Source organism: Geothrix limicola (assembly GCF_030268085.1).
GTDB classification, from domain to species: domain Bacteria; phylum Acidobacteriota; class Holophagae; order Holophagales; family Holophagaceae; genus Geothrix; species Geothrix limicola.
In genome coordinates, this window is record NZ_BSDE01000007.1 from 53672 (window position 1) to 80089 (window position 26418).

Here is a 26418-nt window from a genome sequence, read left to right on the forward strand (position 1 = left end):
GAAAGGTTGGGTGCCGTTGGACCCGGACCCGCTAAGGTAAAGGGATTGGGTCGATCACGACTGGTCGGTTCCCCAGCTTTCGTGGAGACCATGCCCGACATGCGACGCCTCAGCATCTGCACCCTGGCCCTGTCATCGGTTTGGATGTTCGCGGAAGATGCCGCGCCCGCCCCGGCAAACCCGGAGCCTCGGCCCGTCGAATCGGTGTCGAAGTCTCTGGTGATAGGGCCGCTGGTGATGGACAGCCCCTCCGATCCGGATCGTTTCTCGAACCTGCCCCGCCTGGTGCTGGATGACGCGGGGCACCTCATCACGGCCCCCGCGCGCTGGGATCGGTCCGACTGGCTGATGGCCGGCGCCGGTGTGGCGCTGGTGGCGGGCACGGCCGTGACCCTCGATCGCTCGACGGCGACCTATGTGACCAATCATGCCAACGCCTCGTCGGACCGCGTGGCCAAGGCCGTGCAGAACCTCGGCGGCGCGCCCAGCGTGCTGATCGCGGGCGGAACCTATCTCGCCGGCGTCGTCTTCAAGGATCCGGAGATCCGCGCCACGGGCATCGACACCATGGCGACGATGGGGCTCGCGCAGATCCTGATCGCCATCCCGCTGAAGGTCGCCACGGGGCGGTCCCGGCCCTCGGCGGGCCTGGGCGCCCATGACTTCCATCCCTTCAAGGGCAGCCAATCCTTTCCATCCGGACATACCACCCAGGCCTTCGCGTTGGCTTCGGTGATTTCCGAACATGCCGACCGACCCTGGGTCTCCTGCCTCTCCTACGGGCTCGCGGGCCTGGTGGGCCTGGCCCGGGTGGAGCAGCGCCAGCACTTCATGTCCGACGTGGTGGCCGGCGGGTTGATCGGCACCTTCGTCGGCAAGTCCGTGGTCTCGTACAACCAGTCCCTGCGCGCGAAGGCGAACTCGAAAGTGTCCTTCAGCTTCTCGCCCGTGGTCCAGCCCGGCGGCTACGGCTTCAGCCTGGCGATGAAGTTCTGACGACCATCGACCAGAGGAACGCGAGGAAGGTGCCCACGGCGCTGAAGCTGAAGACCAGCACGGCTCCGGCGGCGCAGTCCTTCGCAACCTTGATGGCGGGATGGATCTCGGGATGCAGGTGGTCGAGGGTCTGCTCCAGGGCCGTGTTGAACAGCTCCGCGGCGAGCACCAGGCCGCAGTTCATCAGGAGCAGCGCCCACCAGATGGCCGGGGGGCGCAGGGCGATGAGCACGGCAACCACACCCAGCGCCATCCAGGCCTGGGTGCGGAAACTGGCCTCCTGCTTCCAGGCGCTGCGGATGCCCTGCAGGCTGTAGGAGAGACGCTTGTGGAACGGCTGGTTCTTCATGCAGACCTTGGCGGGAAGCCCCATTGTGCCATCGGAGCTTTCTCCCGCCGCCATCAGAGCCGGGCCGAGCCCACCAGGATGGTGGCCATGCGGACCGTCAGGAGGTCCGAGGGCGACCAGGGCCGAGACTGGCCGACCTGCTCGCAGCGCAGCAGGCCCTCGACCGCGCCTTTGCGCAGGATGGCCGAATCCAGCAGGCTGTGGATGTCCCCGGGTGCGAGGTAGTCCTCATGTAGGCAGCTCGTCCCAGGGTGGGTGCGCGCCTCAGGGGCCACGATGACCCGGGATTCCTCCAGGCACCAGAAGTAGTTCGGGAACCGGGATCTGGCCAGGGCCTCGCCCTGCCGGTGCAGCCGCGGGCCCGCCAGGTAGAGGTTCTCGCAGACCAGCTGGTCACGGGATGGGGAGAGCCTCCACACGCTGACGCGGTCACAGGTCAGTTCCCGGGCGAGCAGTTCCGTGAGGCGGGCCAGGAATTGGGGCCAATCGAGCTTGTGGCCTTGGAAATCGCTGAGATGGCTTTGGAGAGACGCGCGGACGGACATGGTTCTCCCATCGGCTGCCGGAGCTTTTGAATCAAATCCGGGGCGCCAGATTCGAGTGCGGGAGGTCCGCCGGGGCCCTCAGAATGGAGGGATGGTCAGTCCCGAGGTCCGCATGTCCGATCCCGTCCACGCCGCGCGTTACAGGGCCCTGATCCTGGCGGCCTCGACCCGCCCCGGCGCGCCGGGATCAGCCCCCCGGGTCCTCGTGGTGGACGTGGCCCGTCAGCGGCTGGGCCTCATGGAAAAGGGCCGCCTGACCTTCGAGGCGGTGGTCTCCACGGCGAAGAACGGCCTGGGTTGCGAGGAGGGTTCGTACCGCACGCCCACGGGCTGGCACCGCATCCACGCGCGCATCGGCGCGGGGGCCGAGACGGGGAGCGTCTTCCGCAACCGTGTGGCCACCGGGGACGTCTGGCGGGGCGAGACGCGCGACGAGGACCTGATCCTTACCCGCGTGCTCACCCTCGACGGCCTTGAAGAGGGCTGGAACCGGGGCCCGGGGCGGGATTCGCTGGAGCGGTTCATCTACCTGCACGGCACCAACCAGGAGGCCCGGCTGGGATCGCCGGTATCCCATGGCTGCGTGCGGCTGTCCAACGCGGATGTGCTCGACCTGTTCGACCGCCTCGCCGAGGGCGATCCCCTGCTCATCGCCGAAGGGACGGAGGGCGATGGCTTGGGGCTGGGCCGTCTCCATTTCGCCGGTGTGGGCGGCAGCGGCATGAGCGCCCTGGCCCAGTTCGTCGCGATGAAAGGAGGCCGGGCCAGCGGCAGCGACCGCAGCTTCGATCGCGGCCAGCGGACCGGCTCCAGGGCCCAGCTGGAGGCCCTGGGCGTGCGGCTGTTCCCGCAGGATGGCTCGGGACTGGAGGGCGATTGCGCCGCGCTGGTGGTGTCTACGGCGGTGGAAGAGGATGTGCCGGACGTGGTGGCGGCGCGGCGCCTGGGGATGCCCGTCCTCCATCGTTCCGAGCTGCTGGCTCACCTGGTGGCGCGGTACCGCACCGTGGCGGTGACTGGCACCAGCGGCAAATCCACGACGGTGGCCATGATCTTCGAGATCCTCCGCGGCGCGGGCCGCGATCCCTCCGTGATCACGGGCGGCGACCTGGCGGCGCTGCAGGGGGAGGGGCTCTGGGGCAATGCCTGGGCGGGAGCCTCCGACCTGCTGGTCATCGAGGCCGACGAAAGCGACGGCTCCGTGGTGCGCTACCACCCCGCGGTGGGCGTGCTGCTGAACCTGCAGCGGGACCACAAGGAAATGGACGTGGTGGCGGACATGTTCCGTCGCTTCCAACCCCAGGTGCGGGAAGCCCTCGTGGTGGGCGACGCGGAAAACATGCGTGAATTCGCGACGGGCGCCACGGTCTTCGGATTTGGGCCCGAGGCCGACCTGCGGGCCGAAGAGGTGGTGCTGGATGCCGACGGTTCCACCTTCCGCGTGGGCAGCACCTCCTTCCGGCTGCCCGTGCCCGGGCGGCACAACGTGGAAAACGCCCTGGCCGCCCTGGCGGCCTGCCGGGCCCTGGGGGTGCAGCTAGAAGCCATGGCGGGGCCGCTCTCCGCGTTCCAGGGCGTGGCGCGGCGCTTCCAGGTGCTGGGCACGTGCGGGGGCGTCACCGTGGTGGACGATTTCGGCCACAACCCCGCCAAGGTGGCGGCCTCCATCCGCACCGCCCACCTGCGGGTGCGGGCCTCGGGAGGGCGCGTGCTGGCGGTCTTCCAGCCCCATGGCTTCGGCCCCCTGAAGTTCCTCCGGAGCGATTTCGTGGCGGCCTTTTCGGACGAGCTCGACCCACGGGATCGCCTGTGGTTCCTCGATGTCTTCTATGCCGGCGGCACGGCTGCCAGGGACATCAGCAGCGCGGAGGTGGTGGGCGATCTCGTGGCCCGTGGAGTGGCCGCTGAGCATGCGCCGTCACGGGGATGGCTCGTGCAGCGGCTGGCGGCCGAAGCGAAAGCGGGAGACCTCATCCTGCTCATGGGCGCGCGCGACCCTTCGCTCACGGAGCTGGCGAAAGCCATCCTCGAGGCGCTTCCGGTCTGAACCAGGCCCCGGTTCGCGGTACCCTCGAAGGATGGAACCGACGACCCTCCGCGCTGTCATGGCCGCGCTCCGCAAGCCGGAGACGGGCTGCCCCTGGGATTTGAAGCAGGACCACCAAAGCCTGGCCCGCTACCTCCGCGAGGAGGCGGCCGAGGTGCTGGAGGCCCTGGCGGCGCTCCGACCCGGAGATCCGGCCACCGAGGCCCATCTGTGCGAGGAGCTGGGAGACCTTTGGCTGCAGGTCGCCTTCCACGCCCAGTTGGCGGCGGATCGCGGGGCCTGGGACATCCACGACGTGGAGCGCGCCATCGTCCAGAAGCTCGTGCGGCGGCATCCCCACGTGTTCGCGGAGGTGGATGTGGAGGGCGCCGACGAGGTGCTCACCAACTGGGCCGCCATCAAGCGCGAGGAGAAGGGCCAGGCCGCGGATCATGAGCCGCGCCTGCTGGATGGCATTCCCGCCTCGCTGTCGCCCATGGATGAGGCGCTGGAGATCGGCCGCCGCTGTGCCAAGGTGGGCTTCGAATGGCCTGATCTGGAGGGCGTCCTCGACAAGGTGAAGGAGGAGGTGGGCGAACTGCAGGCCGAATCCGATCCCGTGCGTGTGGAAGAGGAATTCGGCGACGTGCTGTTCAGTCTCATGCAGTGGGCCCGTAAGAAGGGCGTGGATCCTGACGCTGCCTTGCGGCGTCAGATGATCCGCTTCAAGGGCCGTTTCGCCTCTGTGGAAGACGATGCCAGGGCCGCAGGCGGCTGGGAGCAACGCGACCTCGATCAGATGGAAGAGGCTTGGCAGGCGGCGAAGCGAAAGGGGAAGGCGTGATGGCGATGCTGATGCTATTGTCTCGCCCCGCGGCCCCGCCACTTGTCTGGTTGCTGCTTTTCATTCCCGTGGTTTTTCTGGCGACGACCTGGATCACGAACCACTTCATGGGGACCTTCGCCATGTACCGGGACTGGCCTGCCGACCCCAACGATGTCATCGAGCAGAATGCGGGCTGGCAGCAGGTCGAGTTCGGCGCCTTCCGGGGCCACTGCCCCATGTCCATCAAGTTCGGGCGGCGCTGCCTGCACCTCAAACAGCCCTTCCCGTTTCAGCCGCTCTTCTGGCTGGGGCCAGCCTCCATTCCTTGGAGCGAGGTGCTGCTGGAAAAAGAGCCGAAGGATTCCTGGTGGGCCTTCCTCAGCCCGGCCGAATTCCGTCTGGGTGCGGGTGGACGGATGATCCGATTGCGGGGGAAGGCGGCCAAAACGCTGATGGAAAAAGTGAGGGAAAAACAAGGTCAGGGGATCGGATTACCACCCCCCATGGCAGGATCTTCACCCATCCGCCCGAAGTGAATGGACGCTTAAAAAAAAGAATTGAATAAGCGGAGGTTCGCGGAGAAGCGGAGGAGAGCGGAGAAAAAGCAAAAGGCATCAGGCCGTTTTCAGTTCTCTGCTTTCCTCAGCCCCTCCGTTCTCCTCCGCTTTAGAGATTCCTTTCCATCGTTGAGCCAGGGCGCTGCTTCAAAGCCTCAGGCGAACAGCTTCGACAATCCGAAGGCGACCACAGTGGAGACGCCCACGCCGATGAGGCCGGGGATCATGAAGCTATGGTTGAGGAGGTACTTGCCGATGCGCGTGGTGCCGGTGCGATCCATGTTGATGGCGGCCAAGTCGCTGGGATAGAAGGCGAAGAAGAAGTAGGCGTAGCTGGCGGGAATGAGGCCCAGCAGCAGGGGTGTGGGCAGGCCCAGGGCGTAGCCGAAGGGCAGCATGATGGTGAGCGTGGCTGCCTGGCTCTTCACGAAGGCCGAGACGCAGAACATGGCGATGGCAAAGGTCCAGGGCGCCACCTGCACCATGGCCTTGATGTTGGCGATGAGGTAGCCCTCGTTGGCCTTGATGAAGGTCTCGCTCATCCACGCGATGCCGAAGATCGATACCACGGCGATCATGCCCGCGATGAACACGCTGGATCGGGCGATCTCGGCGGCCTTCACCTTGGTGGCGAAGAGGATGAACGATCCGAAGGCCAGCATGATGATTTGCACGACGGTGGTCATGGGCACGGGCTTGCCGGCCACGAGGGGCAGCAGGGCTGGTTTCAGGGCGATGATGACGATGCTGATGACGCCCGCGAAGAAGAGACCCACGGACAGCTTGGCCGAGAAGGGAATCACCTTGTCCAGCGTCGTGACGTTGGCATCCAGGGCCTTGGCGAATTCGGGATCCTTCATGCGCTCGAGGAATTCGGGGTCCTGGTCCAGCTCTTTGCCGCGGTTGTAGCTCCAGGCCGCGGCGGCCAGCACGCCGATGAGGCCCGCGGGCATGGTGACGCGGATGATGTCGAAGAGGCCCACCGGATGGCCGTTCTTGGCGGCCATAGCCAGGAAGGTGGTGACGGCGGCGGCCACGGGGCTGGCCGTGATGCCCATCTGCGAAGCCACGCTCGATATCGCCATGGGCCGCTCGGGGCGGATGCGCGTCTTCAGGGCCACGTCGGAAATGACCGGCAGCAGCGCGTAGACTGCATGCCCCGTGCCCACGCAGACCGTGAGCAGGAAGGTGGACAGGGGCGCCAGGATGGTCACGTATTTCGGATTGGCCCGAAGCACGCGCTCCGTGAGTTGCACCAGGTAGTCGAGACCTCCTGCCACCTGCAACGTGGCCGAAGCCGTCACCACCGCGAGGATGATGAGCATCACGTCGATGGGCGGCGTCCCGGGCGCCACGCGGAAACCCAGCACCAGCACGGCCACGCCCAGACCGCCGATGAGGCCCAGGGCCACGCCGCCCTTGCGGATGCCGATGAGGATGGCGCCCAGCACGAGGACGAATTGAATCCAGAACATCAGAGCAGGCGACATGTCTGTTTCTCCTGGGTGGGATTGGGTGGTCAGACCGCGCGGTTCACGTTGGGCGAAATAGTAGCAGATGGGTAGGTCGTTAAATATCGGTGGCAGATGGTGATTGTGAGACGTATCACCGCTCATAAAAGGCCTCCATCATGAAAGCGAATGCTCTCAATCCTTTCCGGATGGTCGGAGGGAGGCGCGGGAGGTAGGATGGCGGAACCTGGATCTTGCCGTGAGCCCACTCCCCTTCCATCTGGTTACTCTGACCCACCCCGAGTGGGAGCAGGCCCTCGTCTGCGCCAAGCGCCTGGGGGAGGACGCCCTCCCCGAACTGCGGCTGGACCTGTTTCCAGAAGCCGATCCCGAGGCCCTGGTGGATGCGCTGAGGCGCCGCTGCCTCGTGACCTGCCGGCGTGCCTCCGAAGGCGGGCGCTGGCCGGACGAGGACGAGGCGGGCCGCATCGCCCACCTGATGCGCGCGCTCAAGGGCCGACCCGCCTGGATGGATCTGGAATGGGACCTGCCCATTCCGCCCGAGCTCCAGCTCGCGCGCACCCACGTGCGGCTGCTCCGATCCATCCACGTCCAGCCAGGCACCTTCGATCTGGAAGCCCGCCTGCAGGCCCTGCCCGAAGGGGAGGCCTTCAAGTGGGTCGGCTGGGCCGGGCGCCTGGGTGACAACGGCCGCCTGCGGAAGCCCCTGGCCTGGGCCCGGGATCACGGCATTCGCCTCTCGGCCTTCCTCATGGGCCCCAAGGGCCTGCCCAGCCGCGCCATGCAGGCCGTCTGGGGCGGCGCCTTCACCTACGCGGCTCCCGACGATGGCCCCCCCGCCGCGCCGGGGCAGCTGCCGCTGTCGACCCTGCGCGCCTGGCGCAGCGCCCGGCTCCTCGTCGGTCACGGCCTGTGCGGTGTCATCGGCGATCCCGTGCTGCATTCCCGTGGGCCGGCCTTTCACAATCCGCGCTTCCAGGCTGCCTACAAGGATCTGATCTACCTGCCCCTCGCCTGCGCCGAGGCAGAGGAGGCCGTGGAGGCTCTCCAGGCCCTCGACGTGCTGGGGCTCAGCATCACCGCGCCGCTGAAGCTGTCGTTGCCCGAGGCGCTGGGCCTGAAGGGTCCGCTGAACACGCTCTGGCGCCGGTCTCCCGGCGCAGGTTGGCAGGGCGCCAACACCGATGCCGAGGCCTTTGAACAATCATTGTCCAATCTGGCCCCGGGCCCGGTCCTGCTGCTCGGCGAAGGCGGCGTCGCCCAGACCAGCCGCGCGGTGCTCGAAGCCGCGGGCAGGGCCTTCCTCCAGGTTTCACGGCGGTGGCCCGCTTCCGTGGAGGCCGTTTCGGCCCTGGCGCCCGTGGGTGTGGTTCAAGCCACCAGCCTGGGCATGTCCCCCGAGGATCCCGCGCCCTTTCCCGAGTTGCTGGAAGCGACCCGCGCCAGCGCCGCCTGGGCGGTGGAGTGGATCTACAAGGAGGACACGGCCTTCGCCCTCTGGGCCCGGGAAGGGGGCCTGCACCTGGTGCCCGGCACGGCCCTCTTCGAGGCCCAGGCCCTGGCCCAGAGCCGCAGGTTCATCGAAGGCTGCGGGGGCGAAGGCTAGTCCTGCTAACGTGCCATTCATGGACCTCCTGCTGGTCGAGGACAAGGACAGCTTCCGGCGCCTGCTGAGCCAGGCGCTGGCGGGATCGCTCTGGAAGGTCCAGGCCGTGGCGGATCCGCAGGAGGCACTGCGGGCCCTGGAATCCCAGCCCTTCCACGTGCTCGTCACGGATCTGCGCCTGCCGGGCATGAGCGGCCTTGAGCTGATCCGCCGCGCGCGGCGCCTGCATCCGGGCCTGCGCGTGGTGCTCATGTCCGCCTTCGGTGAGCCCAGAGACATCGTGGAAGCCATGCGGCTGGGGGCGGACGATTTCCTGCCCAAGCCCTTCGACCTCGATGCCTTCCTCGCCCTGCTGGACCGCCTGCGGGCCCTCGTCGGCGCGCCGCCGCCGGATCCGACCGAACCCTGGATCGCACACAGCCCGGCCATGCAGGCCCTGGAGGCGGCACTCCGCCAGGCGGCCGCCTCCACCCTGCCCGTGGTGTTCCGCGGCGAGCGGGGTTCCGGTCGCGAGCGTTGCGCCCGGCGGCTGCACGCGCTCCGGCATCCGGCGGCCCCCTACCTGAGCCTGCCCGCGGCCACCCTGGGGCCCGAGGGGCCCGATCCCCGGACGCTCCAGCTGCTGGAGGGCGGAAGCCTCTACCTGGGCGGTCTGGAGCATCTGACCACCGCCGCGGCGGGAGCCCTGGCCCGGGCCATGGAAGGCGAGGCCGGACGCCGCCTGGCCTGGATGGGGGGCGTGGACGCCGAGGCCCCCCTGGACCCCGGCATCGCCCAGCGCCTGGGATCCCTGGAACTGCGCGTGCCCGCCCTCCGGGAGCGCCGCGAGGATCTGCTGGCCCTGGCGCGCCTGCTGCTGGAACAGGCGGCACGGCGCGAAGGCCGGCCTTCCCCATGGCTGGAGCGGAGCGCCGAGCGGCAGCTGCTCGAGCATGACTGGCCCGGCAACGTGCGCGAGCTGGAGGTGCTCGTGGGCCGCACCCTCCTCTTCGCCGAAGGCCACGCCGTCCGCCGGTTTCCGGACCTCGGCCTGGGCCAGGAAGCTCCACTCTGCCTGCCCTGGCCGGAGCCGGGCCCCCTGGAGGGTATGCTGAAGGCCGTGGCCCGGTCCGCCGAGGCGCAGCTGCTGAGGCGGGGGCTGGCCGAGGCCGAAGGGGACCTGCCACGGGCCGCGGAGGCTCTCGGCCTGACGGTGCGGACCCTCGCTCAACGCTTGCGGGATCATGGCATCCCTCTGGAAGATAGAGCATCGAGTCCCATCGCTGAGGGAGGCTCCGCGCCCCCCCGAAAGGCACCATGACCCAGGCCCCTCCCGTCCTCATTCCCCCGGTCCGCATTCCGGAGGGGATCCGTCCCGCGGCGCGGGCCGGGTTGGCGGCGCTGCAGGCGGTGGTGGTGGGCAAGGAGATCCAGGTTCGGCGGGCCTTCGCGACCATGCTGGCCGGGGGACACGTGCTGCTGGAGGACCTCCCGGGCGTGGGGAAGACCACCCTCGCCAAGGGCCTGTCGCGCATCCTCGGCGGCAGCTTCCAACGCGTGCAGGGCACCAACGATCTGCTGCCCTCGGACCTGCTGGGCGTCCACCTCTGGGACGCGAAGGAGCAGGGCTTCCGCTTCCAGCCCGGACCGGTGTTCTGCCACGTGCTGCTGCTGGACGAGCTCAACCGCATCGGCCCCAAGACGCAAAGCGCCATGCTCGAGGCCATGGTGGAAGGCCAGGTCACCTTGGATCGCAGCACCCACAAGCTGCCCGAGCCTTTCTTCGTCATCGCCACGCAGAATCCGCTGGATCACGCCGGCACCTTCCCCCTGCCCGAAAGCCAGCTGGACCGGTTCTCCTGCACGATCCACATGGGCTATCCGGACCGGGCCGCGGAGCGGCGCATCCTCATGGGCGAGGCGGGCGCCGACAAGCTGGACGATCTCGTGCCCGTGCTGGATCTGGACGGCTGGCGGCAGGCCCGCGCCGCGGTGCGCAGCGTGAAGGTCGCCGAAGCCGTGCTGGATTACGTCGAACGGATGGTGGAGCGCATCCGCGCCGGAGGCGGCTTCTGCTCCACCCGCGCGGCCAAGCACTGGATCGGCCTGGCCCAGGCCGAGGCCTGGCTGGAAGGCCGCGATTTCATCACACCGGATGACCTCCAGCGCACCCTCGCCGACACCATGGCCCATCGCGGCAGCCTGGATGACCGCCGCCTCAACCGCGGGGAACGGCGCGAACACCTGGCCCGCCTGCTGAAGGACCTGCCCGTGGGGTGGGCCGGATGAGGCCGGAGCAGGAGCGTAGGCCCACCGTGCGCGTAGCGCATGACCCCTTGGGGTCCGGCCCAGGGATGAGCCGGATGAAGCCGGAGCAGGAGCGTAGGCCCACCGTGCGCGTAGCGCATGACCCCTCGGGGTCCGGCCCAGGAGGGGCCGGATGACCGAAGACACCTCCGTCGGCCAGCTGCTCAGGCAGGCCCGGGAATCGAAGGGGCTTTCCCTGGAGGATCTGGCGCAGGAGCTCAAGCTGCCCCTGCGACACCTCGAAGCCATGGAGATCGATGACTGGGCCGCGCTCCCGCCAGGTCGCGCCCGGCCCCTGGCCCGTCAGTTGGCCGAGCGGCTGGGGGTGGACCTCGAGAACCACACGGGCGCCTTCCAGATCCTGCCAGGCGTGCAGGAGCTGGATCCGCCCGATCCCAGGCAGGAACGGCTGGAGCGGGTGGTCATGGGGGCGCTGACGGTGGCCTCGGTGCTGGTGCTGCTGTGGCTCGTGGTGCCGGGGCCCAGCCTGGGGCGCAAACCCCAGCCGAGCTACCTGACGACGATTCCCAAGGCCACCCTGCCGCCGCCACCGCCGCCCTCGGAATCGCCCTATCCCGTGTTGGGAGAGCTGCTGCCCGAAGCGCCGCTGAACGAGCAGGGCGCCCTCGTGAGCCTGCGCGCCATGGACACCTGCAATGTGAAGATCGAGCCCGAGGTTGTGCCGGGGGGCGAGCCCGGGGCCCCGGCCCAGGCGCGCACCCTGCGCGTGTCCGAGCCCTGGCGCCTCCGCGTGAAGGGCCCCTTCATCCTTTCGCTGGACAATGCCGGCGTGGTGAATGTGGAAGTGGCGGGCCGGCGCATCGCCCACGGGCGGAGTGTCGGCGAGACTTGGAGTGGGCGCTTCGATGCCGAGGGGCGCTGGCTCCAGCCCCCGCCTCCCGAGCTTCCGGAAGGGGCGCCGCTGCCCGACGACGAAGAAGAAGGTGGAACCCGCCCATGAGCACGCATCCGATCGTCGAAAAATTCGTCCAGGGCAAGCTGCCCGAACCCATGGCCATGGCTCTGGTCGGCGGCAGCCTCCCGGTGCCGGCCAAGGACCTGCTGAATGCGCTGGCCTTCGCGGTACTGCGGGAAACGCCCTACACCCAGCGCGCGCTGGATTTCCTCGCCACTATGCCGGAATCCATGGTGGCCGGCGTCGTCACCGAACCGGTCGATCCGCCCGAGATCCTGCAGCTGGTGCTCTGTCACCGCAAGGAACCAGCCCTGCTCGAAACGGCGTTGCTGAACCCTTCGCTCACATCGGAGATCGTGGAAGCCTCGGTGCTGAGCCTGCCGGGCACCGTGCTCGAGATCGTGCTGAACAACCAGGTGCTGTGGCTGGAGCGACCGCGGATCCTCGACCTGCTGGAAGAGCACCCCGAAGGAGAATACGTCATCAAGCGGCGCGTCAACGAATTCCGTTTCGACATCCTGCGCCTGATCCCCGAAGACGTGAAGAAGCAGCGCCTCGAGATCATCGACGAGGTGGAGGCGGGCCGGCTGGACCGCGCCTGGTCCGAGCTGCCGCTGCCCAAGGAGAAGTCGAAGGAAGAGGCCGACGCCGAGGTCGAATCCGATGAGATGGCCGCCGAACGCCGCCTGCTGGCGCAGAAACCGCCCGTGGACGACGAGGGCAACGAGATCACCCTGACGCTCACCCAGCGCGTGATGAAGCTCAGCACCAACCAGAAGATCATGCTGGCCATCAAGGGTGGCAAGGAGGAGCGCACCCTGCTCATCCGCGAGGCCAATCGCCTGATCCAGGTGAACGTCATCCGCAACGGCCGCATCACCGAAGGCGAGATCGCCTACATCGCCCAGATGCGCACCGTGAACGAGGAGGTGCTGCGCATCATCTCCAACAGCCGTGAGTGGATGAAGAAGTACCCCATCACCAAGGCCCTGGTCATGAACCCCCGCACCCCGCTGCCGGTGGCCATGACTCACTTCAAGCGCCTCTTCGACGCCGACATGAAGCTGCTCATCAAGGATCGCAACGTGCCCGAACTCCTGCGCCGCGAGGCCAAGCGCCTCGTCGAGATGAAAGAGAAGGGGAAGAACTGAAGGCCGGCTAGAGGTTCAGGCGGAAGAAGATCTGGCGCCCGTTCCACCGCTTGGATACGGCGTTGAATCCGAGCTGGGTGTAGATCCGGGTGGAAGCGGCGTTGTGCTCGTTGGTGTCCAGGCAGACCGTGGCGCAGCCCTTGGCTCTGGCCTGTTCGAGGGCGAATGCGATCAGGCGCCGACCCACGCCGCCCTGCCGGTGGTCGGGGGACACGAAGAGATCCTCGATGGTCGCTTCCAGACCCGCGGCCCACATGGAGAAACGGTACCGCTGGAGGACGTAGCCAATGGCCGCACCCTCCTCGAAGGCGAGGTAGAACGCCGCGTCCTCCGCGGACAGGAGATATTCGATGCTGGCCTGGAACTGGGCATCCGAGGGCGCGGTCCGTTCGAGGTGGTTTCTGAAGGAAACGGCCAGTCCGGCCAGGTGATCCGAGTCTTCCACGGTGGCGATTCGCAGGTCCAAGGTCCGCTCCGCAGGCGCTCAGCGCCCGATCAAGCACCTTAACCGGACTGGGAAGGCCAATCGGATCACGTCCCGCTGGGCCCGGCTACTTCAACACGCTCTTCTTGAAGGTGGCGACCATTTCTCCCGCGAGGGCCGGATCGACGGCTTCGGCCGAACGGTCGCGCGGCCCCTTGCCCTCCACCTGGACGACCTCCACCTCCTCCCCGGAGGCATCCTGGATCGTGAATTCGACGACAAAGGTGCCGGTCTGCTTTTCCACCCGGATCACCTCGACGGTCAGGCGGTAAGGACTCCCGGGCCGGGTGATTTCCCTCAGGGAACCTTCCAAGGCCGTTGCGAACCCCCAGGCCCGCTCCTCGGTCTTCCACCCGATCCGCCCGTCCCAACAGACGCCGCGCTCGCGCTCGAAGGCCGGGGGCAGGCTGGCGTTCACCGTCATCAGGCTTCTGGCGGACCGCCTCAGGTAGGACGGGGCGGGGGCCAGATCGGGGGACGGATGGGCCCCCAGTCCGAGTCCGCCCAGGGTGAACAAGGCAGCAAGGGCAAAGAAGCACTTCCTCATGGGGCCTCCCCCTGGAATCAAGCTGACCTTGGGGCGGGGGCGAGGATCGCTCAGATGCCTGTCAGGACGGGCTTGATGGTCTATCGACCGAATGGCGGAAGGCATGAGCCTTTTTCTTGCCTGGTTTGGAGACAGATCCATCGAGAGATCTGGTACCGGAACGCGCCCTGGCCCTAAACTGGGGATCGGGCCGTCCGTGGATCGCTCTGCTGGCAGAGGCCTCGATCCGACACTCAGCCCCCTTCTTCTTCATGGAGTCCCCATGTTTCGAACCCCGCTTCTCTCCCTACTGACGACGCTCCTGGTCGGCCAGACGCCGGCCGTGGCGCCCGCCCACGGGAAGGCCCCAGCCGCGCCTGCCAAGGCCACGAAGGCCGCCGATCCCGCCAAGGCCACCAAGGAGGACGCGGTCATCGCCAAGCTCGGGAAATCCGTCATCCGCCAGTCGGATTTCGACACCTTCGTCCGGGTGGTGTTCAACGAGCAGCAGCGGCAGCAGATCAACGCCACGCCGGGGGTGCTCGACCGGGTGAAGACCAGCTACCTGGATTCCCTTGTGATGGCCGCCAAGGCGCGGAAGGATGGCCTGAACAAGGGCGCGGACGTGAAGAAGCAGGTGGAGCTGGCGGAAATCCGGGTGCTGGCCACGGCCCTCGCCGAGCAGTCCAAGGATGAGCTGAAGAAGCGCGCCGAGGTCAACGACGAGGAGCTGAAGACCTTCTACGACAAGAACCACGAGCAGTTCCAGTCCAAGCCCAGCTTCAACGCCCGGCATATCCTCATCGCCGTGAAGGGGTCGCAGCCCGGAAGTGACAAGGGCCTGAGCGACGAGGAAGCCAAGGCCAAGGCCGAGAAGGTCCAGGCCGAGCTGGCGGCGGGAAAGCCCTGGCAGGACCTCGCCAAGCAGTACTCCGATGATCCCGGCAGCAAAGACAAGGGCGGGCTCTACGAGAACGTGCCCTACGGCCGTTTCGTGCCCGCCTTCGACGAGGCCGTGCGCAAGCAGGAACTCGGGAAGCCCGGGGCCCCAGTGAAGTCCACCTTCGGATACCACGTCATCCAGGTCGAAAAACGGATCGACGCCGAGCTGCAGCCCTTCGACAAGGTGAAGGAGCAAATCCGCCAGCGGCTCACGGCCACCAAGATGGAAGACGCGAGGAAGGCCTTCATGGACGAGTGCCGCAAGGCGGTCGGCTTCGTGGAGGTTCCCGCGGCGCCCAAGGACGGGCCGAAACCTGCTCCTGCCCCCAAGGCGGAGCGCTAGACAGGCGATGGGGATTCCCCAGCCCCGCCTCCGGCGTGACTGGGGCCGCGCGAATCGCTGGCACGCCGCTTGACGCCTGCGGCAGCCCCCCGGGCTGCCTTCGGCTGCGGCTACCTGCCAGCGATTCAGCGATTTCAGTCCCCGCCAATGGTTCTTCTCCAAAACAAAGGGCCCGCCGATTGGCGGGCCCTTTGTTTTGGAGCGGGCGATGGGGATTGAACCCACGACATCAAGCTTGGGAAGCTTGCGTTCTACCACTGAACTACGCCCGCGGCAGGGGTTCATCCTAGCGCAAGACCGGGGTGGGGGCCAACCCCACCCCGGCGGGAGTGCTGGCGGCAGGGGATGCCAGTCTTAATCCGGGGTTGCGGAATTCCCGATAGAAAGGGAATCTGCCTTCGCAGCCGGCTTGAGCATGAACCCTAGCCGGGAAGGCTGCGGGACGCCGGGGGGTGTCGATGACGATGGGACCGCGCAACATTCCCACTCCGGCCGCTGGGGGGATGGCGGTGCCCCAGATCATCGAGGCCTTCGCGCACCGCATGATGTACTCCATCGCCAAGGATCGGCACACGGCCACGGATTTCGACGTCTACCAGGGCCTGGCCTTTGCCGTGCGGGACCGGCTGATGGAGCGCTGGTTCAAGACCCAGAGCACCTACTACCTGCAGGACGCGAAGCGGGTCTACTACCTGTCGCTGGAATTCCTGATGGGGCGGGCGCTGCTGAACAACGTGCTGAACCTCGGCGCCGAGGACAGCTACCTCCAGGCCATGCGCGAGCTCGGCTTCAAGCTGGAGGACATCGGCGAACAGGAGTGGGACGCGGGCCTGGGCAACGGTGGGCTCGGCCGTCTCGCCGCCTGCATCCTGGATGCCGCGGCCACGCTGGAGCTGCCCTTCTATGGCTACGGCATCCGTTACGAGTACGGCATCTTCCAGCAGCGGATCCTCGACGGCCAGCAGGTGGAGTATCCCGACGGATGGCTGCGCTACGGCAACCCCTGGGAGATCCAGCGCCCCGATGCCATCTTCCCGGTCCGGTTCTACGGCCATACGCGCGGCTCCTTCGACGCCACGGGTCGCTATCACGTGGATTGGCTCGACACGCAGGATGTGTGGGCCATGGCCTACGACACGCCGGTGGCGGGCTTCCGCAACGGAACGGTGAACACCCTGCGGCTGTGGTCCGCCAAGTCCAGCCGTGAATTCGACCTGGCCCACTTCAACTCGGGCGAGTACGTCCGGGCGGTGGAGGACAAGACCCATTCGGAAAACATCTCCAAGGTCCTCTACCCGGCCGATGACCAGAGTGCGGGCAAGGAGCTGCGCCTCAAGCAGCAGTACTTCTTCGTGTCGGCCACGCTGCAGGATGTGGTGCGCCGCTTCAAGAAACGGCCCAGCTGGCGCTGGGAGGAGCTGCCGGACAAGGTGGCCATCCAGATGAACGACACCCATCCGGCCCTGGTGGTGCCCGAGCTGATGCGCGTGCTGCTGGACCAGGAGGGCCTGGAATGGGACCTGGCCTGGTCCCTCACCCAGCAGGTCTGCGCCTACACGAACCACACGATCCTTCCCGAGGCCATGGAGGTCTGGCCCATGGATCTCTGGCGCAACCTCCTGCCGCGCCACGTGGAGATCGTCGAGGAGATCGACCGCCGGTTCCGCCTGGCCGTGCGCGCGCGCTATCCCTTCGACGACGCGAAGCTCCAGCGCCTGGCCATCGTCGATCACGGCCACAGCGTGCGGATGGCCAACCTGGCCATCGTGGGCAGCCATTCGGTCAACGGCGTGGCCCAGCTCCACACCGATATCTTGAAGGCCTCCACCTTCGCCGAAATGAACGAGCTGTTCCCCGGCCGGATCAACAACAAGACCAACGGCATCACGCCCCGGCGCTGGCTTCTCAAGAGCAATCCGGACCTGGCCGCTCTGGTCAGCGAGGCCATCGGAGACCGGTGGACCAAGGATCTGGACGCCCTGCGGGGCCTGGAACCTTTCGCGACGGATGCGGCCTTCCAGGAGCGCTGGACGCGGGTGAAGCGCCGCAACAAGGAACGCCTGGCCGACTGGGGCCGGCGCACCCAGGAATTCGCCCTCGATCCCGCCTTCCTCTTCGATGTGCAGGTGAAGCGGATCCACGAGTACAAGCGTCAGCTGCTGAACCTGCTGCACGTCGCCACGCTCTGGAACCGTCTCCGCGACGGCGTGGACGGAGGCGTGCCGCGAGCGGTCCTGATCGGCGGCAAGGCCGCCCCCGCCTACTGGGCGGCGAAGCAGATCATCCACCTGGCCAATGCCATGGCCCGCGCCATCGGCGAGGATCCCGCCGCCAAAGGGCGCCTCAGCCTGGCCTTCCTGCCCAATTACCGGGTGTCCCTGGCGGAGGTGGTGTTCCCCGCCACGGAGCTGTCCGAGCAGATCTCCACCGCGGGCACCGAGGCCTCGGGTACGGGCAACATGAAGGCCGCGCTCAACGGCGCCCTCACCATCGGCACGCTGGATGGCGCCAACGTGGAGATCCGCGAAGAGGTGGGTGACCCCAACATCTTCATCTTCGGACACACGGCGGAAGGCATCGTGCGGCTGCGGGACGCGGGCTACAAGCCGCGGGACTGGGCCATGGCCCACCCGGAGCTCAGGCGGGCCATCGACACCATCGGGAACCTGGAGGGCGGGCGTTTCCGGGCCCTGGCCTGGGCCCTGATGGATTCGGACCACTACTTCCACTGTGCCGACTACGCCTCGTACCTGGAAACCCAGGAGCGCGTGTCGGCCACCTATCAAAAGCCTGCCGAATGGGCTCGCATGTCCATCCTCAATGTGGCGGGCATGGGCAAGTTCTCCATCGACCGCACGGTGAGCGAGTACGCTCGGGATATCTGGAACGCCCATGCGGTGCCGGTGGAAGGGCCCCCGCCTGAACCGTCCATGCAACCGGCTTTGAGGCTCTGACCCTTCACGCCACTCCTTTCAGGAACACCATCATGGCCAATCCCATCCGACGCATCGCGATTTCCACCGGCGGAGGCGACGCCCCGGGCCTGAACGCCGTGATCCGCGCCGTCGTCATCGCCGCCACCAACCTCGGCTGGGAATGCTACGGCATCCGCGAAGGCTTCAACGGCATCCTGTTTCCCGAGCGCTTTCCCGAAGGCGGCGTCTTCCGCCTGACGCGGGACCGGGTGCGGGGCATCGGCCACCTGGGCGGCACCATCCTGGGCACGACCAACCGCGGCAACCCGCTGCATTTCCCCGTGAAGATGCCCGACGGCACCGTGAAGGACGTGGATCGCACGGACGAGATCCTGGAATGCTTCGCCCGCAAGGAGCTCGACGCGCTCGTCTCCATCGGGGGCGACGGTTCCCTCACCATCGCTCACGCCCTGTATCAGAAGGGCCTGCGGGTGGTGGGCGTGCCCAAGACCATCGACAACGACCTCGACAAGACCTATACGACGTTCGGCTTCGATACGGCCGTGGCCTTCGCCACCGACTGCCTCGACCGCCTGCACAGCACGGCCGAAAGCCACCAGCGGGTGATGGTGGTGGAGACCATGGGCCGCTATGCGGGCTGGATCGCCCTCAATTCGGGCATCGCCGGCAGCGCCCACGCCATTTTGATCCCTGAAGTGCCCTTCGACCTGGAGAAGGTGGCGGCCAAGATCCGCACCCGGGACCAGGAAGGCCGCATGTATTCGCTGGTGGTGGCCGCCGAGGGGGCCAACCCGACGGACGGCCACCGCGCCGTGCTGGAACAGGCGGGCATCGGGCACGCCGAGCGCCTGGGCGGCATCGGCGAGTGGGTGGCCAGGGCCCTGCAGAACCTCACGGGCAAGGAGAGCCGCGTGGTTGTCCTGGGGCACCTGCTCCGGGGGGGCAGCCCCACCAGCTTCGACCGCCTGGCGGCGCTCCGGTTCGGGGCCGCCGCCGTGCGGGCCCTGCAGGAGGGCCAGAACGGCATCATGGTCTCCCTGGCCGTTCCCAACGTCATCTACGTGCCCCTGGAAGAGGTGGCCGGGCGCATGAAAGCCGTGCCCCTGGATTGCGATACGTTGCAGACGGGGCGGGATTTGGGCATCTGTTTCGGGGATTAGTGACGTCCGGGGCGAAATTCCGTTTCGCAGGATCCGGCAGGCTTGGATAGCCTGGAATGTGATTCGGAGGATCCATGCCCGTCGTCAGTCCCGCACAGTACGTCCAGATGCTGGAGAAAGCGAAACAGGAGAAGTTCGCCTTCCCGGCCTTCAATGTCACCTCCACTGAGACCGCCAATGCCGTCCTGCTGGGCCTCAAGACCGCCGGTGCCGATGGCATCATCCAGGTGTCGACGGGCGGCGCCGAGTTCATCAGCGGCCTCGGCGTGAAGAGCATGGCCAAGGGCGCCATCGCGCTGGCCGACTACGTGCACTACATGGCCGAGCACTACGAGGTGAACGTGGCCCTGCACACGGACCACTGCCATCCGAAGTATCTCGACACCTTCGTGCTGCCCCTGATCGAGGAGACGGAGCGCCGCCGGGCCGCGGGCCGGCCCAACCTCTTCAATGCCCACATGTTCGACGGCTCCGAACTGGGCCTGTCCGACAACATCGCCCGCTCCTCGGAACTGCTGAAGCGCTGCGCCGCCAGCGAGCTCATCCTGGAAGTGGAGATCGGCGTGGTGGGCGGCGAGGAAGACGGCCACGACACCAGCGGCGTGGGCAAGGACAAGCTCTACACGACGCCCGAGGACATGGTGGCCACCCACTCGGCCCTGGCGCCCCTGGGCCGCTACATGCTGGCCGCGACCTTCGGCAACGTGCACGGCGTCTACAAGCCCGGCAACGTGGTGCTGAAGCCCAGCATCCTGCGCGACGGCCAGGCCGCCATCGCCAAGGCCTGCGGCGGCGCCAAGTCCCTGCTGGTCTTCCACGGCGGGTCAGGCTCGAGCCTCGAGGAGATCCACGAAACGCTGGACTACGGCGTCATCAAGATGAACATCGACACCGACACCCAGTACGCCTTCACCCGCGCCATCGCCGACCACATGTTCAAGAACTACGACGGCGTGCTGAAGGTGGACGGCGAAGTGGGCAACAAGAAGGCCTACGATCCCCGCCCCTACATGAAGAAGGCCGAGCAGAGCATGGCCGACCGCGTCGTCCGCGCCTGCAACGATCTGCGCTGCGCCGGCAAGAGCATGGGCAAGATCTAAAAAGATCTGAACCGCGAATGACGCGAATGAGCGCGAATAAAGATTGAATGCCAAAGCACGGCTGCTCTTATTCGCGCGCCCGTAGGGCGATTCGCGTCATTCGCGGTTATCTTTTTCAGCCCAGGTAGGCCGCAATGACGCGTTCGTTGCGGCTCAGCTCGGCGGGGGTACCTTCGACGGCGATGCGACCGCGCTCCATGACGTAGGCGTAGTCGGCGACTTCGAGGGCGCTCTTGGCGAACTGCTCGACGAGCAGGAGGGTGAGGCCTTCTTCCTTCAGGCGACGGATGGTGCGGAAGACTTCCTGCACGATGACCGGCGCGAGGCCCATGGACGGCTCGTCCAGCAGCATGACCTTGGGCCGCGCCATAAGCGCCCGACCGATGGCCAGCATCTGCTGCTCGCCGCCGGAGAGGGTGCCGGAGGCCTGTTTCGCGCGGTCCCGGAGGCGCGGGAACAGGTCGTAGACGCGCTCCAGATCGGTCTGGGCCTTGGTCCGAAAGCCGAAGAAGCGCGGCAGGCGGCCATAGGCACCCAACAGGAGGTTGTCCTCCACGGACAGCGGCCCGAAGACCTTGCGTCCTTCGGGGGCGTGGGCGAGGCCCAGGCGCGCGATGCGCGAGGCATCGAGACCCTGCACCTCCTGGCCCGCGAGCACCACGCGACCGCGGCTGGGCTTGAGCCCCCCGGAGATGGCGCGCATGGTGGTGGTCTTGCCCGCGCCGTTGGCGCCGATGAGAGCCACGAGGGTGCCTTGCTTCACCTCGAGGGAGGCGCCGCTCAGCACTTCGCTGGCGCCGTAGCCCGCATGGAGGTTCTCCACGTGCAGCATGGGGGCTCCTAGGCGGGTTGCGGCGCGGGGCCGCCAGGTTGGGGATCGGACTCGGGGGAGGCGGGCTGGGGCGGCTGGCCCAGGTAGGCCTCCACCACCTTCGGATGGCGCTTCACTTCGTCGGGCGCGCCCTCGGCGATGACCTTGCCGCCATCCAGCACGGTCACGGTGCTGCACAGCTCGCTGACGACATCCATGTGGTGCTCGATGAGGATGATGGTGATGCCGCGCTGGTGCACCCGCTTGATGATCTCGATCTGCTGCAGCACGTCCGGGTGCGCCAAGCCCGCCGCGGGCTCGTCCAGGATGAGCAGGTCGGGCTTGCGGGCCAGGGCCCGGGCGATCTCCAGGAAGCGCTGGGCGCCGTAGGTCAGGTCCTTGGCTTTGTTGAGGGCCTGGCCCCGGAGTCCGATGAGATTGAGCAGGGCCAGGGCGTCCGCCCGCGCGCGGCGCTCCTCCGCGCGGCCGAGGCCGAACAGCACCATGGGCAGGGGGCTGCGGTACACGCCCTTCAGCGCGACCATCACGTTCTCCAGCGCCGTCAGTTCGCCGAAGAGCTGGAGGTTCTGGAAGGTCCGCGCCACGCCCGCCCGGGCCACGCGGAAGAGGCTGCCCGTGGGCAGGGCTGAGCCGCGCAGGAGCACGCGGCCTGAACTGGGCGTGTAGAGGCCGGAGATGACGTTCACCACCGTGCTCTTGCCCGATCCGTTGGGCCCGATGAGGCCGTGGATGGCGCCTGATTGGACGCTCACCGACAGGCCGTCCACGGCCTTCACGCCGCCGAAATGGCGCTTGAGATCCTCGAGCACCAGCAGGGGGGCGCCGTCGGCGGGCCGTGACGGCAGGACGTCTTCGAGGGCCGAAGGTTCGGGCAGCGGCGCGTGAGGCACGCGGAAGAGGCGGGCGAGGAAATGCGAGAGGAAACCCATGAGGCCCTCGGGCAGGCCCACCACCACGGAGAAGAGCATCAGCGCGAAGATGGCCTTGCGCCAATCTTCGGTGTTCTCGACGAGAAAGCCCCCCACCACCAGCAGGCCCATGGCGACGACGGGGGCCAGGGCCTGGAAGGGCCGCGTCGTCTGCTTCGCCAGTCCGCGCAGGCCCGCGGCGAGGGCCGCCGCGAATCCCAGGCCCGAGAAGATCTGGAAGAGGTGGCGGTTCGACAGCAGGTTGGGCAGGAGGACGATGACCGAGGACCCCACGAAGGCGCCCCAGAGGCTCTTGCGGCCCCCCAGCACCACGCCCAGCAGCAGGATGATCATCAGGTCGTAGGTGAAACTCTGGGGCTGGAGGTACTGGAAGTTGAAGGCGTAGAGCCCGCCGGCCAGCCCGCCCAGGCCCGAGCCCAGCGCGAAGGCCGCGACCTTGTGCCGGTAGGTGCCGACACCCATGGCATCCGTGGCGATGGGGCTGTCGCGCAGGGCCTCGAAGGCGCGTCCCCACTGGGAGGCCAGGAGGTTGCGCATGAGCATCCACACCACCGCCAGCAGGGCCATGCAGAGCCAGTAGAAGAGGGGCGGCGTCAGCACGTGCCCGAAGACCGGCGGGCGGCTGAGGCTGAGGCCCTGGGCGCCCCCCGTGAGGCTTTCGAGTTCGTTCAACGCCGTGGTGCTGAGGGCGGCGAAGCTGAGGGTGGCCAGGGCGAACTGGGGGCCTTCGAGCCGCAGCGCGGGCAGGGCGAGCAGGCCACCCAGCAGCAGGCCGACGGCCATGGCGGCCAGCAGGGCCGGGCCCATGCCGAGCCCCAGCTTCGTGACGACGAGGCCGGCGGTGTAGGCGCCCAGGCCCAGGAAGGCCACGTGGCCGAGGTTCACCTGGCCCAGGTAGCCCACGGTGACATCCAGGCCGATGAGCAGGATGCCGTAGATGGCGAGCAGCGTGAGCAGACCCAGGGCGTAGGGGTTCACCACCAGCAGCGGAATGGTGGCGAGGCAGGCGAAGACGATGAGTTCGGCACCACGGAGGAGGAGGATCCGCTTCATCTCACACCTTCCGGATCGTGGCCTTGCCGAACACCCCGTTGGGGCGCAGGGCCAGGGCCAGGATGAGCAGCACGAGGCCCGGGGCCTCGCGCCAGCCGCTGCCGAGGTAGAAGCTGGCGAGGCTTTCCAGGGCGCCGAGGCACATGCCGATCAGCACGACGCCAAAGCCCGAATCCAGGCCCGCCACCACGGCGACGGAAAAGGCCTTGAGGATGAGGGCCGAGGCCATGGTGGGCCCCACGGTGGTGATGGGCGAGACGAGGATGCCCGCCAGGGCCGCCACGGCGCCTGATAGCGCGTAGGAGAGCATGACGGTGCGCGTGGCGGAGATGCCCATGAGCTCGGCGGCGTCGCGATCCGCCGACACGGCCTCGAAGGCCTTGCCCAGCAGGGTGCGACGCTTGAAGAGCTCGATGGCGCCCATGATGGCGATGACGCCCACCGCCACGGATAGTTCCAGCCGCGTGACATCCACGCCCAGCACATGGATGGGATCGGCCGAGATCGGCGTGGGGAAGGGCCGGTCGTCCCGGCCCCAGATGTTTTCGGCCGAGGAGAAGAAGAAGAGGCCGAGGATGATCGTGAGCAGGATCCAGCCCTCGCTCTTCTGCTCCAGCGCGAGTCGCACGGCCGCGCGCTCGACGATGAGGCCCATGAGGGCGCCGAAGAGCAGGCCGCCGGGGATCATCGCCCAGTAGGGCAGGCCCAGGTTCGTAAGGGTGAGGCTGAAGAAGGCCGAGACCATCACCAGCTCGCCCTGGCCGAAGTTGATGCTCTTGCTGGTGGCGTAAGTGAGCTGGAACCCGTAGGCGATGAGGGCGTAGACGAGGCCCATCAGCGCGCCGCTCACGGCCATCTGTCCGATGATCTGAACGTTCATGCGGGCTCGATTCGGAAGGGGGAAAGATCGGGGGGCCGAAGCCCCCCGGGTTGGCGATGGCGCGACCTACTTGGTTTTCGGCTTGGCGGCTGGCTTGGTGGTGGGCTTGGCGGCCTTCGGGGTGGTGCCGGCGGCCTCCTTGATCAGGCGGGCCTTGTCGGCGGCATTGCCGAAGACCACGTGGCCGTCCTGCACCATGCCCATGACCGCCTGTTCGCGGCGGAAGGCCTCGTGGGTGGTGACATCGGCGGGATCCCACTTCGTGTAGGGGTGGTTCCAGGTGGCGATGACGCCTTTCACGGGCTCTTTCAGATCCTCGAGGGCTTCCTTGATCTTGTGGGTGTCCGTGCTGCCGGCCTGCTTCACGGCGGCGGCGAAGATGTAGACGGCGTCGTAGCCCTGGGCCGCGGCCACGGCCGAGGGGATGCGCCCCACCTTGTAGGTCAGGTGGTAGCCGTCGATGAAGGCCTTGGCCTTGGGCGTGATGGGCTCCTCGATGAAGGTCTGGGGCATGAGGGTGCCGTTGCCGTTCTTGCCGGCGTTGTCGATGTAGTTGGACATGGACAGCGTCCAGCCGCCGATGAGGGGCGCCTTCATGCCGATCTTGGCCATGCCGTTGGAGACGGCGGCCAGCTCGGGGCCGATGGCCCAGATGAGCACCGCCTGGGCGCCCGCGGACTTGGCGCGCAGCAACTGGGCGGTCATGTCCTTGTCGCCGATGTTGAACTTCTCCTGGGCTACCACCGTCAGCTTGTTCCCCTGCTTCTTGATCTGATCCAGCATGTCGTCGCGCCCGGACACGCCGTAGTTGGTGGAATCGAAGATGACGGCCACCTTGGTGAAGTGGCGGTTGATGGCCTCTTCGACGACCATGGCCGACTGGATGCCGTCGTGGGCGGCGAAGCGGAAGATGGAGAGATCCTTCACGCCGGCCCGATCCGGCTTATTGGCCCATTGCGTCATCGAGGCGGAACCCGCCGCGGGACAGATGATCTTGGTGATGCCCTTTTCCTGAAGGTGCTTGTCGCCCGCGAGGCAGACGCCGGTGTTCACGGTGCCGATGACGCCCGAGAGATCACCCATGGCCGCCAGCTCCTGGGCGATGAGGGCGCCGCGCTCGTTCTTGGCTTCGTCATCGCGCTCGATGATCTCGATCTTCATCTTCCGGCCGCCCACCTGGATGCCGCCCGCCGCGTTGATCTCGGCGATGGCCAGCTTGGCGCCGTCCCGCGTGGAGACGCCCATGGGGGCCGAGCCGCCCGAGAAGGGCCCCGTGAGGGCGAGCTTGACGGTATCCCCGGCCTGGAGGCCGAGGGCCGCGCACAAGAGGAGAGATCCTTGGACGATCTGCCTGGACATCGTGTCCTCCTTGGAGGCGATGGGTTGGAGTAATTGGAAGTTGCCGCAAGCATAGCGGTCCACCGCCCGGCCGGGAAGGTGGGCAGAATCACATCAGACAGGAATCTAGCCCAACCGGGCCTGGACCCAGGCCAGCAGCGCCTCTCCGCCGGAGACGTGCTGTTCGGCGACGAAGAGGGGCATGTCCAGGGCCCGGGCGTGTTCGGCGCCCAGTTTCACCGCGTCCTTTTCGGTGCAGACCAGCCAGCCGGCGCCTTCAGCGCGGGCCAGGGCCTGCAGGCGCCGCAGATCCGCCGGGGCCGGGCCCTGGTGGTCGGGAAAGCTGTGGGAGCCGATCCAGCTGTGGCCGGCCAGCAGCAGATCGGCGTAGAAGGCCTCCGGGTGCCCGAGGCCGCACCAGGCGAAGGCCGGGCCCTGGGCCTCGCGGGATGGCCCATCCGCGGGCCAGGGGCGCAGGGTCCCCAGGATGAAATCCACCCAGAAGATGGGGCCGCCGGAACCGTGTCGGGCCCACCAGGCTTCGACCTCCGCGCGGTCCTTCGTTCTCGCCGCGCGCGTCACCACTAGTGCGTGGGCGCGCCGGGCGCTGTCGAGGGGTTCGCGCAGATCGCCCAGGGGCAGCATGCGCCCGTTGCCCCAGAGCCTCACGCCGTCGAGCACCAGCAGGTCGAGGTCGCGGTGCAGGGCGCGATGTTGGAACCCGTCATCGAGCAGCAGGCAGCGCAGTCCGGGCCGCTGGGCCAGGGCCCGCAGGGCGGCGGCGTGGCGCTTCCGGCCCACCACCACGCGCTGAGAACCCAGGCGCCGGGCCATGAGCAGGGGCTCGTCGCCGGTCTGGCGGGGATCCGAATCCGCCTCCACGCTCATGGGATCGATGTCGCGCCGCCCGCCGTAGCCCCGCGACAGCACGGCGTTCGTCCAACCGGCGGCTTCAAGGCCCTCGGCGAGATAGAGGGTGAGGGGCGTCTTGCCCGTGCCCCCGGCGCTGAGGTTGCCCACGGAGACCACGGGCACCGCCACGCGGGCGGCCCGTTCGGGATGGGCGTCGAAGCTGCGGTTGCGGGCGCGCACCACCGCCCCGTAGAGGGGGGCCAAAGGAGCCGCCAGGTAGCGCAGAATGGACATGGATCAAGCGTAGCGGAGG

The 26418-nt window shown here is 67.7% G+C and carries 23 protein-coding genes and 1 tRNA gene; 13 read left to right on the forward strand and 11 right to left on the reverse strand.

Annotation, left to right across the window (positions count from 1 at the left end; translation table 11 throughout):
* Positions 1-90: 90 nt before the first annotated feature.
* Positions 91-996: a phosphatase PAP2 family protein gene (locus QSJ34_RS15640; RefSeq protein ID WP_285576995.1), complete on the forward strand. Its 906-nt coding sequence runs from the start codon at positions 91-93 to the stop codon at positions 994-996.
* Here QSJ34_RS15640 and QSJ34_RS15645 read toward each other — a convergent pair.
* Complete coding sequence (locus tag QSJ34_RS15645) at positions 974-1345, reverse strand: diacylglycerol kinase (RefSeq protein WP_285576997.1); 372 nt, start codon at positions 1343-1345, stop codon at positions 974-976. The genes QSJ34_RS15640 and QSJ34_RS15645 overlap by 23 nt on opposite strands.
* Positions 1346-1398: 53 nt before the next feature.
* Positions 1399-1890 (reverse strand): GAF domain-containing protein, encoded by a 492-nt coding sequence (locus QSJ34_RS15650; RefSeq protein WP_285576999.1) that lies wholly within the window; start codon positions 1888-1890, stop codon positions 1399-1401.
* 112 nt (positions 1891-2002) lie between these two features.
* Between QSJ34_RS15650 and QSJ34_RS15655 the strand changes: the two genes are divergently transcribed.
* The 3 genes from QSJ34_RS15655 to QSJ34_RS15665 are packed head-to-tail and all read left to right on the forward strand — an operon-like array spanning position 2003 to position 5278.
* The gene (locus QSJ34_RS15655; protein ID WP_285577001.1) at positions 2003-3937 is read left to right on the forward strand and encodes a L,D-transpeptidase family protein; all 1935 of its coding nucleotides are present in this window, start codon (positions 2003-2005) and stop codon (positions 3935-3937) included.
* 31 nt (positions 3938-3968) lie between these two features.
* Positions 3969-4760 carry a nucleoside triphosphate pyrophosphohydrolase gene (mazG, locus tag QSJ34_RS15660; RefSeq protein WP_285577003.1) on the forward strand — a complete coding sequence of 264 codons (792 nt, stop codon included), beginning with the start codon at positions 3969-3971 and terminating at the stop codon, positions 4758-4760.
* Positions 4727-5278, forward strand: a complete 552-nt coding sequence (locus QSJ34_RS15665) for a hypothetical protein (protein WP_285577005.1) — start codon at positions 4727-4729, stop codon at positions 5276-5278. Before mazG ends, QSJ34_RS15665 begins: the two co-directional genes overlap by 34 nt.
* A gap of 176 nt (positions 5279-5454) precedes the next feature.
* On the opposite strand, the gene QSJ34_RS15670 is transcribed toward QSJ34_RS15665, so the two are convergent.
* The gene (locus QSJ34_RS15670) at positions 5455-6789 is read right to left on the reverse strand and encodes an anaerobic C4-dicarboxylate transporter (protein WP_285577007.1); all 1335 of its coding nucleotides are present in this window, start codon (positions 6787-6789) and stop codon (positions 5455-5457) included.
* A gap of 220 nt (positions 6790-7009) precedes the next feature.
* Between QSJ34_RS15670 and QSJ34_RS15675 the strand changes: the two genes are divergently transcribed.
* The 5 genes from QSJ34_RS15675 (at position 7010) to QSJ34_RS15695 (ending at position 12730) form a co-directional block, all read left to right on the forward strand.
* Positions 7010-8377 carry a bifunctional type I 3-dehydroquinate dehydratase/shikimate dehydrogenase gene (locus QSJ34_RS15675; RefSeq protein ID WP_285577008.1) on the forward strand — a complete coding sequence of 456 codons (1368 nt, stop codon included), beginning with the start codon at positions 7010-7012 and terminating at the stop codon, positions 8375-8377.
* A gap of 19 nt (positions 8378-8396) precedes the next feature.
* Complete coding sequence (locus QSJ34_RS15680) at positions 8397-9677, forward strand: sigma-54-dependent transcriptional regulator (protein ID WP_285577009.1); 1281 nt, start codon at positions 8397-8399, stop codon at positions 9675-9677.
* Positions 9674-10645 (forward strand): AAA family ATPase, encoded by a 972-nt coding sequence (locus QSJ34_RS15685; protein ID WP_285577010.1) that lies wholly within the window; start codon positions 9674-9676, stop codon positions 10643-10645. Before QSJ34_RS15680 ends, QSJ34_RS15685 begins: the two co-directional genes overlap by 4 nt.
* Before the next feature lie 151 nt (positions 10646-10796).
* On the forward strand, positions 10797-11624 hold the full coding sequence (locus tag QSJ34_RS15690; RefSeq protein WP_285577011.1) for a helix-turn-helix domain-containing protein: 828 nt from the start codon (positions 10797-10799) through the stop codon (positions 11622-11624).
* Positions 11621-12730 carry a hypothetical protein gene (locus QSJ34_RS15695; protein WP_285577013.1) on the forward strand — a complete coding sequence of 370 codons (1110 nt, stop codon included), beginning with the start codon at positions 11621-11623 and terminating at the stop codon, positions 12728-12730. Before QSJ34_RS15690 ends, QSJ34_RS15695 begins: the two co-directional genes overlap by 4 nt.
* Positions 12731-12737: 7 nt before the next feature.
* On the opposite strand, the gene QSJ34_RS15700 is transcribed toward QSJ34_RS15695, so the two are convergent.
* On the reverse strand, positions 12738-13196 hold the full coding sequence (locus QSJ34_RS15700; RefSeq protein WP_285577014.1) for a GNAT family N-acetyltransferase: 459 nt from the start codon (positions 13194-13196) through the stop codon (positions 12738-12740).
* An 85-nt stretch (positions 13197-13281) separates the two neighbouring features.
* Positions 13282-13761 (reverse strand): hypothetical protein, encoded by a 480-nt coding sequence (locus QSJ34_RS15705; RefSeq protein ID WP_285577016.1) that lies wholly within the window; start codon positions 13759-13761, stop codon positions 13282-13284.
* A gap of 262 nt (positions 13762-14023) precedes the next feature.
* Here QSJ34_RS15705 and QSJ34_RS15710 point away from each other — a divergent pair, with 262 nt between their 5' ends.
* Complete coding sequence (locus QSJ34_RS15710; protein ID WP_285577018.1) at positions 14024-15025, forward strand: peptidylprolyl isomerase; 1002 nt, start codon at positions 14024-14026, stop codon at positions 15023-15025.
* 197 nt (positions 15026-15222) lie between these two features.
* Here the strand turns inward: QSJ34_RS15710 and QSJ34_RS15715 are convergent.
* Positions 15223-15297: transfer RNA gene (locus tag QSJ34_RS15715), tRNA-Gly, on the reverse strand.
* A gap of 231 nt (positions 15298-15528) precedes the next feature.
* On the opposite strand from QSJ34_RS15715, the gene QSJ34_RS15720 reads away from it, so the two are divergent.
* From QSJ34_RS15720 to fbaA, 3 genes are all read left to right on the forward strand, one after another.
* On the forward strand, positions 15529-17979 hold the full coding sequence (locus tag QSJ34_RS15720; RefSeq protein WP_285577020.1) for a glycogen/starch/alpha-glucan phosphorylase: 2451 nt from the start codon (positions 15529-15531) through the stop codon (positions 17977-17979).
* Positions 17980-18011: 32 nt separating this feature from the next.
* Positions 18012-19121 carry a 6-phosphofructokinase gene (locus QSJ34_RS15725; RefSeq protein WP_285577022.1) on the forward strand — a complete coding sequence of 370 codons (1110 nt, stop codon included), beginning with the start codon at positions 18012-18014 and terminating at the stop codon, positions 19119-19121.
* 74 nt (positions 19122-19195) lie between these two features.
* Positions 19196-20221 (forward strand): class II fructose-bisphosphate aldolase, encoded by a 1026-nt coding sequence (gene fbaA / locus QSJ34_RS15730; protein WP_285577024.1) that lies wholly within the window; start codon positions 19196-19198, stop codon positions 20219-20221.
* Between the two features lie 115 nt (positions 20222-20336).
* On the opposite strand, the gene QSJ34_RS15735 is transcribed toward fbaA, so the two are convergent.
* The 5 genes from QSJ34_RS15735 to lpxK form a co-directional block, all read right to left on the reverse strand.
* Positions 20337-21053, reverse strand: a complete 717-nt coding sequence (locus tag QSJ34_RS15735) for an ABC transporter ATP-binding protein (protein ID WP_285577027.1) — start codon at positions 21051-21053, stop codon at positions 20337-20339.
* A gap of 8 nt (positions 21054-21061) precedes the next feature.
* Entirely contained in the window at positions 21062-23035 is a 1974-nt protein-coding gene (locus QSJ34_RS15740) for a branched-chain amino acid ABC transporter ATP-binding protein/permease (protein WP_285577028.1), read from the reverse strand.
* A 1-nt stretch (position 23036) separates the two neighbouring features.
* Positions 23037-23915 carry a branched-chain amino acid ABC transporter permease gene (locus tag QSJ34_RS15745; RefSeq protein WP_285577031.1) on the reverse strand — a complete coding sequence of 293 codons (879 nt, stop codon included), beginning with the start codon at positions 23913-23915 and terminating at the stop codon, positions 23037-23039.
* Between the two features lie 66 nt (positions 23916-23981).
* Positions 23982-25274, reverse strand: coding sequence for an ABC transporter substrate-binding protein (locus tag QSJ34_RS15750; RefSeq protein WP_285577033.1), 1293 nt, complete (start codon positions 25272-25274; stop codon positions 23982-23984).
* Between the two features lie 105 nt (positions 25275-25379).
* Positions 25380-26399 carry a tetraacyldisaccharide 4'-kinase gene (gene lpxK, locus QSJ34_RS15755; protein WP_285577035.1) on the reverse strand — a complete coding sequence of 340 codons (1020 nt, stop codon included), beginning with the start codon at positions 26397-26399 and terminating at the stop codon, positions 25380-25382.
* Between the last annotated feature and the right edge of the window lie 19 nt (positions 26400-26418).

What these genes read in the sequence shown, in the direction of transcription:
- QSJ34_RS15640 (WP_285576995.1), top strand. Translation starts at nt 91, where the DNA reads ATGCCCGACATGCGACGCCTCAGCATCTGCACCCTGGCCCTGTCATCG.
- QSJ34_RS15645 (WP_285576997.1), bottom strand. Translation starts at nt 1,345, where the DNA reads ATGAAGAACCAGCCGTTCCACAAGCGTCTCTCCTACAGCCTGCAGGGC.
- QSJ34_RS15650 (WP_285576999.1), bottom strand. Translation starts at nt 1,890, where the DNA reads ATGTCCGTCCGCGCGTCTCTCCAAAGCCATCTCAGCGATTTCCAAGGC.
- QSJ34_RS15655 (WP_285577001.1), top strand. Translation starts at nt 2,003, where the DNA reads ATGTCCGATCCCGTCCACGCCGCGCGTTACAGGGCCCTGATCCTGGCG.
- mazG (WP_285577003.1), top strand. Translation starts at nt 3,969, where the DNA reads ATGGAACCGACGACCCTCCGCGCTGTCATGGCCGCGCTCCGCAAGCCG.
- QSJ34_RS15670 (WP_285577007.1), bottom strand. Translation starts at nt 6,789, where the DNA reads ATGTCGCCTGCTCTGATGTTCTGGATTCAATTCGTCCTCGTGCTGGGC.
- QSJ34_RS15680 (WP_285577009.1), top strand. Translation starts at nt 8,397, where the DNA reads ATGGACCTCCTGCTGGTCGAGGACAAGGACAGCTTCCGGCGCCTGCTG.
- QSJ34_RS15685 (WP_285577010.1), top strand. Translation starts at nt 9,674, where the DNA reads ATGACCCAGGCCCCTCCCGTCCTCATTCCCCCGGTCCGCATTCCGGAG.
- QSJ34_RS15690 (WP_285577011.1), top strand. Translation starts at nt 10,797, where the DNA reads ATGACCGAAGACACCTCCGTCGGCCAGCTGCTCAGGCAGGCCCGGGAA.
- QSJ34_RS15695 (WP_285577013.1), top strand. Translation starts at nt 11,621, where the DNA reads ATGAGCACGCATCCGATCGTCGAAAAATTCGTCCAGGGCAAGCTGCCC.
- QSJ34_RS15705 (WP_285577016.1), bottom strand. Translation starts at nt 13,761, where the DNA reads ATGAGGAAGTGCTTCTTTGCCCTTGCTGCCTTGTTCACCCTGGGCGGA.
- QSJ34_RS15710 (WP_285577018.1), top strand. Translation starts at nt 14,024, where the DNA reads ATGTTTCGAACCCCGCTTCTCTCCCTACTGACGACGCTCCTGGTCGGC.
- QSJ34_RS15720 (WP_285577020.1), top strand. Translation starts at nt 15,529, where the DNA reads ATGGCGGTGCCCCAGATCATCGAGGCCTTCGCGCACCGCATGATGTAC.
- QSJ34_RS15725 (WP_285577022.1), top strand. Translation starts at nt 18,012, where the DNA reads ATGGCCAATCCCATCCGACGCATCGCGATTTCCACCGGCGGAGGCGAC.
- fbaA (WP_285577024.1), top strand. Translation starts at nt 19,196, where the DNA reads ATGCCCGTCGTCAGTCCCGCACAGTACGTCCAGATGCTGGAGAAAGCG.
- QSJ34_RS15735 (WP_285577027.1), bottom strand. Translation starts at nt 21,053, where the DNA reads ATGCTGCACGTGGAGAACCTCCATGCGGGCTACGGCGCCAGCGAAGTG.
- QSJ34_RS15740 (WP_285577028.1), bottom strand. Translation starts at nt 23,035, where the DNA reads ATGAAGCGGATCCTCCTCCTCCGTGGTGCCGAACTCATCGTCTTCGCC.
- QSJ34_RS15745 (WP_285577031.1), bottom strand. Translation starts at nt 23,915, where the DNA reads ATGAACGTTCAGATCATCGGACAGATGGCCGTGAGCGGCGCGCTGATG.
- QSJ34_RS15750 (WP_285577033.1), bottom strand. Translation starts at nt 25,274, where the DNA reads ATGTCCAGGCAGATCGTCCAAGGATCTCTCCTCTTGTGCGCGGCCCTC.
- lpxK (WP_285577035.1), bottom strand. Translation starts at nt 26,399, where the DNA reads ATGTCCATTCTGCGCTACCTGGCGGCTCCTTTGGCCCCCCTCTACGGG.